Consider the following 11681-nt stretch of genomic DNA (forward strand, 5'->3'; position numbering starts at 1 on the left):
TGTCGGGCGGCGCGGCGCGGAGGCGGCAGGCAGGGCGTACGGTCGGGTCCGAATCCCGCCAGCCGAGGGCTGGAGCTGCGAGGCAGTATCGGTGGCGTGGAGTTGGACTTCGAACGGTGCTACCGGGCCGTCGACAGCCGGGACCAGCGCTTCGACGGCTGGTTCTACACCGGCGTGACGTCGACCGGGATCTACTGCCGGCCGTCCTGCCCGGCGATGACGCCGAAGCGGCAGAACGTCCGGTTCTTTCCGTCCGCCGCCGCGGCGCAGGGCGCCGGCCTGCGGGCCTGCCGGCGCTGCCGTCCCGACGCCGCTCCGGGCTCGCCGCAGTGGGACGTCCGCGCCGACGTGGTCGGGCGGGCGATGCGGCTGATCGCGGACGGGGTCGTCGACCGGGACGGCGTGCCGGGGCTGGCGGCCCGCCTTGGCTACACCGAGCGGCACCTGCACCGGATGCTCCGCGCCGAGTTGGGCGCCGGGCCGCTGGCGCTGGCCCGGGCCCAGCGTGCCCAGACCGCCCGTACCCTCATCGAGACCACCGGGCTCGGCCTGGCCGAGGTCGCGTTCGCCGCCGGCTTTGGCAGCGTCCGGCAGTTCAACGACACGGTCCGCGAGGTGTACGGGGCGACGCCGTCCGAGCTGCGAATCAGCCGAGGCCGGCAGCCCGCGACCGGCGGGGCGGGCACGATCACGCTGCGGCTGGCGTACCGGCCGCCGTTGCACGCGGCGGCACTGCTGGACTTCCTCGCCCTGCGGGCGCTGCCCGGCGTCGAGGAGGTGCGCGACGGGACGTACCACCGGGGGTTGCGTCTGCCGCACGGTACCGGCACGGTCGCGCTGACCCCGGCCGACGGGTACGTGACCGCCACGCTGCGCCTGGCCGACATGCGCGACCTGGCTCCTGCGGTGGCCCGCTGCCGCCGCCTGCTCGACCTGGACGCCGACCCCATCGCGATCGACACCACCCTGGCCCAGGACCCCACCCTGACCCCGGCCGTCCGGGCGGAACCCGGCGTCCGCCTCCCCCACGCCGTCGACGGCTTCGAAATGGCCGTCCGCGCCATCACCACCCAGCAGATCTCCCTCCGTTCCGCCCGCACCACCCTCACTCACCTCCGCTCCGCGACCGCCCCCCTCAACCTCCCCGTTGATCATGAGGTTGACGGCGATGTGGATCTCCCGAGCCGCCGCCAACCTCATGATCGACAGGGAGGGTTGGGGGCGTTTCCGAGCGCGGAGGAGTTACTCGGCGTGGAGGATGTGGGGTTTCGGATGCCGGGGGCCCGGCGGGAGACGATCCGGGCGGTGGCGCGGGCCGTCGCGGACGGCACCCTGGATCTGGAGCCGGGTGGGGATCGGGAGGAGGCGGTACGGCGGCTGCTCGCGCTGCCCGGGATCGGGCCGTGGACCGCCGGCTACGTCGCCATGCGGGCCCTCGGCGACCCCGACGTCTTCCTCCCCACCGACCTGGGCGTACGCCGGGGCGCCGCCGCGCTCGGCCTGCCCGACGACCCGAAGACCCTCGACACGTACGCGAACCGCTGGCGCCCCTGGCGGTCGTACGCGGTGATCAGACTCTGGAGAACGTCATGACCATCCTGGACAGCAGCATCGCCGACACCCCCGCCGGCCCGCTCAGCATGCTCACCGGACCGGGCGGGGCGGTCCGGGCGGCCGGGTTCACCGCCGATCCGGCCACGCTCGTGCCGCTGATGCATCCGAGCCTGCGCGGCGACCTGCGGCATCGGGCAGAGCTCGGCCCGGTGACCGCCGCGGTCCGCGCCTACCTGGCCGGTGACCTGGCCGCGATCGACGCGATTCCGGTGGAGCAGCACACCGGCGGTGCCTTCCAGGCCCACGCCTGGCAGGTGCTGCGCGACGTGAAGCCGGGCGAGCCGGTGACGTACACCGGTTTCGCCGAGCTGGCCGGGCGACCGGCCGCGGTACGCGCCGCCGCGGCGGCCTGCGCCCGTAACGCCGCCGCCCTCTTCGTCCCGTGCCACCGGGTACTGCGCACCGACGGCACGCTGGGCGGCTACCGCTGGGGGTTGGACGTGAAGGAGTGGCTTCTCGGCCATGAGGGGCGGCCCTTGCCTACGATCGGTCGTTGACATCCTCCCGGCCCCTGAAGCTGAAGGACGGGGATTCCCTTGGTCGCCCTCGGGGTTTCCTGTTTCGCCGACGACCGCCCCGTCCGAGAGGACTCTCGTTGAGGTCTTACACCGTCTCCGCAGGCTGTCACCGCCAGTCCGGCGGCCAGAAGGTTACGGGCCCGCGTTGACGTCCCGGTCGTGGGTCTGCCCGCACCGGCAGGTCCACGACCGCACGTTCAACGGCATCCGCTCAGCGAACGCACCACACCCGCAGCACAGCTTCGACGACGGGAACCAGCGGTCCACGACGACCAGGTACCGGCCGTACCAGTCGGCTTTGCACTCCAGCAGGGCGCGCAACTGCCGCCAGGCCGCGTCGCCGCTACGAGCACTGGGTGGGCGACTGGCTGGTCAGCCGGCAGCGCCTTTTCGGCGTGCCGGTGCCGGTGTGGTACCGGCTCGACGACGTTGGCGAGCCGGACTGGTGCCACCCTCTCACACCCGACGAGTCGATACTCCCGGTCGACCCGTCCGGCGAGCCGCCGCCGGGCCACCAGGAGGCGCAGCGCGGGGCACCGGGCGGGTTCGTGGGCGACCCGGACGTGCTGGGGCCCCTCCTCTACCGGAGGCGTTAACAGGGGCCCCTCCTTACGTCAGCTGGTTTCGCCGGCGACGCTGAAGGAGCGGAGGCGGTCGATGGCGAGGACGGTGGAGCCGACCGCGACCAGGGCGGCCATGACCACGGCGACCGGGACCGAGACCGTGGTGCCGAGCAACTCGGTCGGGGCGATCCGGTCGGCGAGGGCGATGACCCACTGCTGGATGGAGAGCACCTTGGTGCCGTCCACGAACCGGCCGAGCAGCCCTTCCCAGATCAGCACGTAGACCAGGCCGAGCAGCACGGGCCGCCGGGTCAGCAGGCTGAGCGCCAGGAACAGCGCCGAGTAGGCCAGCGCGCCGAGCGCCGAGGCGGCGGCCAGCGCCAGGCCGAGGCGTACCGAATCGGCGAGCACGCCCGCGACGTAGAGCGGGACTGCCACGGTGGCCGCGCTGACCCCGGTGGCGACCGCGAGCTTCGGCAGCACGATCTGCCAGCGGGGCAGCGGCTTGGTGAGGATGTGCACCACCGTGCCGTCGTCGATCTCGGCACCGAGCACGCCGGTGCCGACGATCAGCGCGACCACCGGCAGCACCACGGCCAACCCGAGCCCGACGAGCACCGGCGGCCCCCACTGGCTCGGGTGCACGCCCAGGGCGCGGGAGACGATCGCGAGCGCCAACAGCAGCGCGGGCAGCGGAAGCAGCAGCAGGAACCGGCGCCGGCCGAAGAGCCCACGGGCGGTGATCCAGGTAACGGTCGACATGTCAGGCCCCCACCAGATAGGAGAAGACGCTCTCCAGCGATTCGTCCTCGGGCGTCAGCGACCGGACCCGGACGCCCCGGGCCAGCGCGATCTTCGGCAGCGCCCGGGTGAAGGCGCCGTAGTCGCCGGCCCGAACGGTGAGCTCGTCCCGACCTAGTTCCACGCCGGTCACCGACGGATCGGCCATCAGCGCGACCGCGAGGGCCCGGTCGTCGGTGGAGCGCACCGCGAACACGTGCGGCCGGTTGGTCATCAGCCGGCGGATGGTCCGGTAGTCACCGGAGGCGGCCAGCCGGCCGGCGACCATCACCTGCACGGTGCCGGAGACCTGCTCGACCTCCTCCAGGATGTGCGAGCTGAACAGGATGGTCCGGCCGGCGTCCCCGAGGCGGTGCAGCAGAGCCATCATGTGCAGCCGCTGCCGCGGGTCCATCCCGTTGAACGGCTCGTCGAGCAGCAGCACCTGCGGGTCGTGGACCAGCGCGGCCGCCACCCGGGTGCGCTGCCGCATGCCCTTGGAGTAGGTGCCGATCCGCCGGTCCTGCGCGTCCGCCATCTCGACCAGGTCGATCGCCCGGCGGGCCGCGGCCTCCGGGTCGGGCAGCCGGTGCAGCTTCGCGCTGGCCAGCACGAACTCGTACGCGGAGAGGAAGGTCTGCACCGCCTCCCGCTCGCTGACCAGGCCGAGCCGCCGGTAGACGCCCGGGTTGCGCCAGGTCGGCTCCCCGTCGAGGGTGACCGCCCCCCGGGACGGGCTGAGGAAGCCGGCCATCATGTGCAGCAGGGTGGTCTTCCCGGCGCCGTTGGGCCCGAGCAGGCCGGTCACCCCGGGCCCGAGCCGCATGGTGACGTCGTTGACCGCCACCACGTTGCCGTACCAGCGGGAGACCCCGGCGAGGTCGAGGGTGGACGCGGGCGTGGTCGGGGCCGCCGCCTCCGCGCTGATCGTGGTCATCGGGCGGCCACCTTCCGGTATCGCAGCAACAGCAGGGCGACGCAGCCGGTCACCAGCAGGACGGCGGCGACGCCGTAGAGCGGGCCGAAGTCGCCGATCGGGATGCCGCCGACCCGGCCTTCGGGAACCAGCAGGTCCCCCAGCGCCCAGGTGCCGACGGCACCAACCAGTGTCGAGGGCGAGGCGAGGAAGGCCAGCTCATTGACCGTCCGGGACGGCATGATCGACAGGATGCCGACGACCGGCGCGGTCATCAGGAACACCGCCACGATCCCGCCGGCGGCGAACGCCCGCTTGCCGGTGAGCGAGGCGATGAGCAGCCCGATCGAGGCGAACACCACCGCCCACAGCCCGGCGTAGAGCAGGCCGGGCAGCAGGTCGAGCAGCTCGTCCCAGACCCCGCGCATACCCCGGTCGGTGGTGAACGCCGCGCCGAGGAACATCACCAGTTGCGGCCCGCCGAGCAGCAGCCACAGCGCGGTCATCAGCGCCAGCAGCTTGGCCAGCGGGTAGTCCGTCCGGGGCAGCGGCCGGGAGAAGTAGAGCGGCAGCACCCCGCTGTGCAGGTCGCGGGAGACCAGCTCCGGCCCGACCACCGCGACGAAGAAGATGACCAGCCAGCTCATCGCGTCGGCGAACTGGGCGTACGTCATGACGACCTGGCCGGTCTGGGTGCGTACCGCGGTCAGCCCGGCGGCGACGATCACCACGATGCCGAGCACCAGCCAGGGAAAGATCTTCGCCTTGGCGGACCGGCCCAGGCCGAACGCGGTCCGCAGCCCGTGCAGGTAGAGCGCGCCGAAGACGTGCCGGCGCCCCAGCCGGGGGCCGGTGTAACGCTGGTATCCGATGTCGTGGATGACGCCGGTCGGCTCAGGCATGGCTGGGCTCCCTCGTGGCGAAGAGTTCGGCCACCCGGTGCCGCCGCTGGTCGAGCCGGTGCAGCGGCAGGTCCAGCTCGGCGACCGCGCCGAGGATCAGGTCGTAGGTGGCGTCGTCGGCGAGCGGGACGAGCAGCAGCCGCCCCTCCCGGGACACCGGCAGGTCGAGCGCGGCGAGCCGGGCGGCCAGCTCGTCCGTACCCTCGCTCACCTCGACGGCGAGCACGTCGGTGGCGGAGGTCATCGCGGCGATCCGGTCGGCGCGCAGCAACCGCCCGCCGTCGATGGCCACGAGCGTGTCGCAGATCCGCTCCACCTCGCCGAGCAGATGCGAGCAGACCAGCACGGAGATGCCGAACTCGGTGCCGATCCGGTGGATCAGGGCGAGCATGGCGTCGCGGCCGGCCGGGTCGAGGCCGTTGGTGGGCTCGTCGAGCAGCAGCAGGTCGGGGTCGTGCACCAGGGCCTGGGCGAGCTTCACCCGCTGCTTCATGCCGGTGGAGTAGCCGCCGACGGCCCGGTGGCGCTCCTCGTGGAGGCCGACGTGGCGCAGCGCCTCGGATGCCCGTTCCCGAGCGACCGTGCGGGGCAGCCCGCTGATCCGACCCAGGTGGGTGACCAGCTCGGCGGCGGACAGGTCGGGCGGCAGGGCGTCGTGTTCGGGCATGTAGCCGACCCGGGCGCGGACCGCCGCCGGGTCGGTGGTGGGGTCGAGGCCGAGCACGCGGACCCGGCCATTGGTCGGAGCGAGCAGGCCCAGCAGGATTTTGATCAGAGTGGACTTGCCGGCGCCGTTGGCACCGACCAGCCCGATGATCCCCGGCTCGACCGACACCGTGAGGTCGGTCAACGCGGTGACTCGACCCCCGTACGTCTTGGTCAGCGACTCGGTCGCGAGCAGTGTCACGCCGACCAGCGTAGGGAGTCGGGGCACTTTCCGGGATGAGCTGGGACCCCGGCGATTCCCTGATCTCCACTGGCCCGGCCCCTTAGGTGCTGGTCACATGAAGCGGCGGCGATATTCGTGATATCTGCGAAATGGGCCTTTGGGGGTACTCCGGGGCACTAAAGTCTCGCCTGTCGTACCGGCCTCCGCACGAGAGCCGGCGCCCTGCCCGGGGTGACGCCGACCGATCCTTTCGGAGAGATCATGGCTATCGGCGCGGACAGTCCCAAGGTGAGCGTGGTGGTGCCCACCCACAACTGCGCGCCCCACCTCGACCGGCTCGTCACATCCTTGGAGCGCCAGTCCCTGCCGCCCGGCGAGTTCGAGGTGATTTTCGCCGACGACGGCTCGCGTGACGACACCCCGCAACTTCTGGACGAGCTGGCCGCCCGGCACCCGCACTTTCGGGTGCTGCACCTGGAGAACTCGGGCTGGCCGTCCCGCCCCCGCAACCTCGGGGTCGAACAGGCCCGGGGCGAGTATGTCTTCTTCGCGGACGACGACGACTGGTTCGCGGACGAGGCGCTGGAGCGCCTGTACGCCTGCGCCCGGACGAACGACGCCGACATCGTGGTGGGCAAGATGGCCGGGCACGGGCGCTCCGTGCCCCGCGAGCTGTTCCGGCAGAACCGGTTCGACGCCACCCTGGCGAACGCGCCGCTGGTCGACAGCATGACCTGTCACAAGTTGTTCCGGCGGTCGTTCCTCGACAAGCACGAGCTGCGGTTTCCGGAGGGGATGCCCCGCCGGCTCGAGGACCACCGCATGGTGATCCGGGCGTACCTGCTCTCCGAGCGGACCTGTGTGCTGTCGGACTACACCTGCTACCACCACTACCGCCGGACAGACGGGGGCAACGTGACGGCCACCCGGCTGGACCCGGCGGAGTACTACGACGGCCTGCGCGAAGCCCTCGACATCATCGACGCGCACATCCCACCCGGGCCGCTGCGTGACCGGGTGCACCGGCGCTGGCTGCGCCACGAGATGATTGACCGGCTGCGCGGGCGCCGGCTGACGGAGGCCCCGACGGAGTGGCTCGACCAGGTCGCGGCGGAGATCCGACAGATCCTGCGGGACCGGTTCGCCCCGGGCGTGGCCGCCAGTCTGCCCCCGCTGCTCCGGGCCATCGCCTACCTTGCCGAGCAGGGCCGGGTCGCGGACCTGCGCCGGTTGGCCGAGTGGGAGTCGGGCGTCCGCGCGCAGGCCACCGTGCATCGCGGCAAGGTGAGCGGGCCCATGCTGACCGTGAACTTCTCCGCCCAACTGCTGGTCGGCAACAAGCCGATGCGGTTCAGCGCCGACGGCCGGGACCTGCCGGTCATCCCCGTGGACTGGGTGGCTGTGCCGGGCGTCGAGGTTGCGGCCACCGCCGGCAAGGTGGACCTCGTCGCCCGCCGCGAGGAAACCCAGGAGGAGATCTTCCTGCCGGTCACCGTGGAGATCGAGCGGGTGCCCGTCGGGAACCAGCTGAAGATCCGGTACCGGGCGGTCGCCGAGGTGGACTTCACCACGGTGAACGGTGGCCGTACCCGGGGAACCTGGCAGCTGCGGGCGCGGGTGAGCAGCGCGGGCTGGACGAGAGACGTCGGCCTGGCGCTGCCCGTAAGCTGTGCCGTGGACGGCGCCCGGCCGCGGGTGCACAACGATCGCTCCTTCTGGTCCCGGCTCCGCCGGGCGGCCCGTCGGTTCATTTCCCGCCCGGGCACCCGACCGGTTTCGGCGCGGTGACCCGTCGGCCGAGTTCGGCCGACGACGCCCGGGAGAGCAATGGCGCTCTCGACCGATCGGCGGCCGGCTGAGAAACTGTGTGCCGGCCGGTGAGTTGGGGGTCTGATGAGCAACGGGTGGGTGCTGCCCGAGGACGTGCTGCGCGACGCGCCGGCGTACGCGCCTCGAACCAGTGAGCTGGCCGATCTGCAGTTGCTGCTGACCGGGGCGTACGCGCCGTTGACCGGCTTCATGACCCGGGCCGACCTGGTCGCGTTGGGCCGGCGCGGCCAGCTGGCCGACGGGACGCCGTGGCCGGTTCCGGTGACCCTGCAGGTGCCGGCGCCACTCGCCGACGACCTGCAGTTGGACGACCCGCTGCGCCGGGCGCTGGTGCTCACCGACGGCGAGGGTGCTCCGGTGGCCGCGATGGACGTGACCGACGCCTGGCCGGTCCGCGAGGGCATGGTTGGCGTCGGCGGCGTGGTGCGCCGGCTCGGCGACGGCGGACACGGGCCGTTCCAGCGGCTGCGACGCAGCCCCGAGGAGGTCAGGGCGCTGCTGCCACCGGGCCGGGTGCTCGGCATCTTCGCCGACCGGCCGCTGCACCGGCCGCAGCTCGCGCAGATCGCGCACGCCGCCCGCACCCTGGGCGCGCACCTGCTGGTGATGATCCCGGCGGGCGACGAGGGCACCGGCGGGCTCCCGTCCGAGGCGCTGGTCCGCGCCGTGTTCGCCGCCCGTGACCGGATGCCCCCGGCCACTCTGGTGGCGGTGCCGCTGGCCCGGCGGCGCGACGAGATCAGCGACGCGCTGCTGCGGGCCCGGGTCGCCGCCGCGTACGGGGTCACCCACCTGCTCTCCACCGAGGGGATGCTTTCCGGTGCTGGCCTGCGGGTGCTGGTGCCGCGCGAGCTGGCCTACGACAACCGGGACGGGCAGTGGCGCTGGCGGGAGGACATCCCGCCGCGTAACCGGCGGTTGGCGCTCAGCCAGGAGGAGATCGACGACCTGCTCGACCGAGGCTTCCCGCTGCCCGAGTGGCACACCCCGCCGGCGGTGGCGAAGGAGCTGACTCGGGCCCGTCCGCCGCGCCGGCATCGCGGCCTGGTGGTCTTCCTGACCGGGCTGTCCGGCTCCGGCAAGTCGACCATCGCCCGCGGCCTGGCCGACGTGTTGCGCGAGGGCGGCGAGCGCAGCATCACGCTGCTCGACGGTGACGTGGTGCGCCGCGAGCTCTCCGCCGGGCTGGGCTTCAGCAAGGCCGATCGGGACGCCAACGTGCGCCGGATCGGTTGGGTGGCCGCCGAGATCGCCCGGCACCGGGGGGTCGGCATCTGCTGCCCGATCGCCCCGTACGCGGCGGCCCGGATCACCGCCCGGGAGATGGCGCACGCGGCCGGGGCCGGTTTCCTGCTGGTCCACGTCGCGACTCCGCTCGAGGTGTGCGAGCAGCGTGACCGCAAGGGCCTGTACGCGCGGGCCCGGGCCGGCCTGATCACCGGGATGACCGGCATCGACGACCCGTACGAGGAGCCGACCGACGCCGACCTGGTGGTGGACACCACGGATCTGACAGTCGAGGAGGCGGTGCAGCGGGTGCTGGAACACCTGACCGAGACCGGCTGGGTGGAGTCCCGCCCCCAGTCCGCCTGACCGTCCCCGTCGGCAACCCGCCGGCCGCGGTCGGGGCGGGCGCGTCCCTTCCTTTCGCCACGCCTTCCTGCGCGATAGCGTTCGTCTTTGTTGGAACACGTTCGGCCGCATGGGCACGTGGCCGCGAGAGCCGGAGGTGACGGCGGGTGCTGGCGCGGCAGCGGCAGTCGGCCATCCTGGAACGGGTCCGCGCCGCCGGGGGCGTACGGGTCACCGAGCTGGCCGCCGAGTTCGGCGTCTCCGACATGACCATCCGGCGGGACCTGGAGACGCTGCACGAGCGGGGGCTGCTGGCCAAGGTGCACGGCGGGGCGACCCTCGCCGGCCCCGGCTCCACCGACGAGCCCGGCTTCCACGCCAAGGCGGTGCGGCAGTCTGCCGAGAAGGCGGCGATCGCGGACCGGGCCGCGCGGCTGGTCCGCCCCGGCGCCGCGATCGCCCTGTCCGCCGGCACCACCACCGCCGAGCTGGCTCGCCGCCTGGTCGACGTGCCGGGGCTGACCGTGGTGACGAACTCGCTTCCGGTGGCTGAGATCCTGCACGTGGTCGGCCGGCCGGACCAGACCGTGGTGCTCACCGGCGGGGTGCGTACCCCGTCCGACGCACTGGTCGGCCCGCTGGCCGTGGCGGCCCTCGGGGCGCTCCACCTGGACCTGCTCTTCCTCGGTGTGCACGGAATCAGCGAACGGGCCGGGTTCACCACCCCGAACCTGATGGAGGCGGACACCAACCGGGCCCTGGTGGCCACGGCCGACCGGCTGGTGGTGCTCGCCGACCACACCAAGTGGGGCACCGTCGGCATCTCCTCGATCGTCGGGCTGGACGCCGCGGACGTGCTGGTCACCGACGACCGGCTGGCGGCGGACGCGCGTCGGGTGCTCGCGGACCGGGTGGGCGAGCTGGTGGTGGTGCCGGGCGCCGAGAGGCCGCAGTGAGGCGTACCCGGATCGAGCTGGCCGACGGCCGCGAGTTGCTCTACTTCGACGAGCGGGACGACGCGGTCCGCGACCAGCCGGACCGGCGCGAGCTGCCCCCGCCGCCGCCGGCGTCCCAGCTCCGGTACGACCCGCTGACCGACGAGTGGGTGGCGGTGGCGGTGCACCGGCAGACCCGCACCTTCCTGCCCCCGGCTGACCAGTGCCCGCTCTGTCCCTCCCGGGACGGCCGGCTCAGTGAGATCCCCGCCCCCGACTACGACGTGGCCGTCTTCGAGAACCGCTTTCCGGCGCTGAGCCAACGGGTCGCCGCGGAGCCGGCCGGGATCACCCCGTTCACCCCGGTACGCCCAGGGCAGGGCCGGTGCGAGGTGGTCTGCTTCACCGACGACCACCACGCCTCGTTCGCCAGCCTCTCGCCACGGCGGGTGCGGACCGTGCTGGACGCACTCGCCGACCGGACCAGCGTGCTCGGCGAACTGCCCGGAGTGGAGCAGGTCTTCCCGTTCGAGAACCGGGGGGTGGAGATCGGGGTGACCCTGCACCATCCGCACGGCCAGATCTACGCGTACCCGTTCGTGACGCCCCGCACGCGGGCGATGCTCGCCGCCGCCCGCCGGCACGTCGCGCGCACCGGCGGCAAGAACCTGTACGCGGACGTGCTCGCCGCCGAGCGTGCCACCGGGGACCGGGTGGTGGCGAGCAACGAACACTGGACGGCGTACGTCCCGGCGGCCGCCCGGTGGCCGTTCGAGGTGCACGTCGCCCCGCACCGCCCGGTGCCGGACATCCCGGCCTTGAACGACGCCGAGCGGGATGCCTTCGGCCCGCTCTACCTCGACGTGCTGCGCCGCTTCGACGGGCTGTTCGACCTGCCGATGCCGTACGTCGCCGCCTGGCACCAGGCGCCGGTGCGCGTCGACCGCGAACTGGGGCATCTGCATGTGCAGCTGTTCAGCGTCCGGCGAGCCCCGGACAAGCTGAAGTATCTGGCCGGCTCCGAGTCCGGCATGGGGGTCTTCATCACCGACATCGCCCCCGAGCGCGCGGCGGAGCTACTACGCAAGGAGGCGCCCCCTCTTAACGCCTCCGGTAGAGGAGGGGCCCCCTCTTAACGCCTCCGGTAGAGGAGGGGCCCCCT

At 72.9% G+C, this 11681-nt stretch carries 11 protein-coding genes and 1 pseudogene; 7 read left to right on the forward strand and 5 right to left on the reverse strand.

The genetic code is table 11. The annotated features are described in order from the left end of the window. Nucleotides 1–96 precede the first annotated feature (96 nt). On the forward strand, nt 97–1593 hold the full coding sequence (locus ABZ671_RS06490; RefSeq protein ID WP_357852231.1) for an AlkA N-terminal domain-containing protein: 1497 nt from the start codon (nt 97–99) through the stop codon (nt 1591–1593). Then, nucleotides 1590–2111 (forward strand): methylated-DNA--[protein]-cysteine S-methyltransferase, encoded by a 522-nt coding sequence (locus ABZ671_RS06495; RefSeq protein ID WP_357852234.1) that lies wholly within the window; start codon nt 1590–1592, stop codon nt 2109–2111. Before ABZ671_RS06490 ends, ABZ671_RS06495 begins: the two co-directional genes overlap by 4 nt. A gap of 153 nt (nt 2112–2264) precedes the next feature. On the opposite strand, the gene ABZ671_RS06500 is transcribed toward ABZ671_RS06495, so the two are convergent. Next, nucleotides 2265–2453 (reverse strand): zinc ribbon domain-containing protein, encoded by a 189-nt coding sequence (locus ABZ671_RS06500; protein ID WP_357852237.1) that lies wholly within the window; start codon nt 2451–2453, stop codon nt 2265–2267. Between the two features lie 14 nt (nt 2454–2467). Here ABZ671_RS06500 and ABZ671_RS06505 point away from each other — a divergent pair. Then, nucleotides 2468–2698, forward strand: a pseudogene (locus tag ABZ671_RS06505) (hypothetical protein); the annotation flags it as partial. 48 nt (nt 2699–2746) lie between these two features. On the opposite strand, the gene ABZ671_RS06510 reads toward ABZ671_RS06505, so the two are convergent. From ABZ671_RS06510 to ABZ671_RS06525, 4 genes are read right to left on the reverse strand one after another with little or no spacing between them, the layout of a single operon-like run. Further along, on the reverse strand, nt 2747–3457 hold the full coding sequence (locus ABZ671_RS06510; RefSeq protein ID WP_357852240.1) for an ABC transporter permease: 711 nt from the start codon (nt 3455–3457) through the stop codon (nt 2747–2749). Between the two features lies 1 nt (nt 3458). After that, entirely contained in the window at nt 3459–4412 is a 954-nt protein-coding gene (locus tag ABZ671_RS06515) for an ABC transporter ATP-binding protein (protein ID WP_357852243.1), read from the reverse strand. After that, nucleotides 4409–5293, reverse strand: a complete 885-nt coding sequence (locus ABZ671_RS06520; protein ID WP_357852246.1) for an ABC transporter permease subunit — start codon at nt 5291–5293, stop codon at nt 4409–4411. Before ABZ671_RS06520 ends, ABZ671_RS06515 begins: the two co-directional genes overlap by 4 nt. Further along, nucleotides 5286–6200 (reverse strand): ABC transporter ATP-binding protein, encoded by a 915-nt coding sequence (locus ABZ671_RS06525; protein ID WP_357852249.1) that lies wholly within the window; start codon nt 6198–6200, stop codon nt 5286–5288. Before ABZ671_RS06525 ends, ABZ671_RS06520 begins: the two co-directional genes overlap by 8 nt. A gap of 243 nt (nt 6201–6443) precedes the next feature. Here ABZ671_RS06525 and ABZ671_RS06530 point away from each other — a divergent pair, with 243 nt between their 5' ends. From ABZ671_RS06530 to galT, 4 genes are all read left to right on the forward strand, one after another. Beyond that, the gene (locus ABZ671_RS06530) at nt 6444–7970 is read left to right on the forward strand and encodes a glycosyltransferase family 2 protein (protein ID WP_357852251.1); all 1527 of its coding nucleotides are present in this window, start codon (nt 6444–6446) and stop codon (nt 7968–7970) included. Between the two features lie 105 nt (nt 7971–8075). Beyond that, a complete protein-coding gene (cysC, locus tag ABZ671_RS06535; protein ID WP_357852254.1) occupies nt 8076–9605 on the forward strand; it encodes an adenylyl-sulfate kinase in 1530 nt (509 codons plus the stop codon). A 146-nt stretch (nt 9606–9751) separates the two neighbouring features. Further along, nucleotides 9752–10540: a DeoR/GlpR family DNA-binding transcription regulator gene (locus ABZ671_RS06540; protein WP_357852257.1), complete on the forward strand. Its 789-nt coding sequence runs from the start codon at nt 9752–9754 to the stop codon at nt 10538–10540. Next, complete coding sequence (gene galT, locus ABZ671_RS06545) at nt 10537–11655, forward strand: galactose-1-phosphate uridylyltransferase (protein WP_357852260.1); 1119 nt, start codon at nt 10537–10539, stop codon at nt 11653–11655. The genes ABZ671_RS06540 and galT overlap by 4 nt, the downstream gene beginning before the upstream one ends. Nucleotides 11656–11681 lie beyond the last annotated feature (26 nt).

The organism is Micromonospora sp. NPDC006766, assembly GCF_040636055.1.
Classification (GTDB): Bacteria; Actinomycetota; Actinomycetes; order Mycobacteriales; family Micromonosporaceae; genus Micromonospora.

Bases quoted from the DNA above. Each gene is read 5' to 3' on its own strand.
- ABZ671_RS06515 (WP_357852243.1), bottom strand. From the start codon at position 4,412: ATGACCACGATCAGCGCGGAGGCGGCGGCCCCGACCACGCCCGCGTCC.
- ABZ671_RS06510 (WP_357852240.1), bottom strand. From the start codon at position 3,457: ATGTCGACCGTTACCTGGATCACCGCCCGTGGGCTCTTCGGCCGGCGC.
- cysC (WP_357852254.1), top strand. From the start codon at position 8,076: ATGAGCAACGGGTGGGTGCTGCCCGAGGACGTGCTGCGCGACGCGCCG.
- ABZ671_RS06520 (WP_357852246.1), bottom strand. From the start codon at position 5,293: ATGCCTGAGCCGACCGGCGTCATCCACGACATCGGATACCAGCGTTAC.
- ABZ671_RS06530 (WP_357852251.1), top strand. From the start codon at position 6,444: ATGGCTATCGGCGCGGACAGTCCCAAGGTGAGCGTGGTGGTGCCCACC.
- ABZ671_RS06495 (WP_357852234.1), top strand. From the start codon at position 1,590: ATGACCATCCTGGACAGCAGCATCGCCGACACCCCCGCCGGCCCGCTC.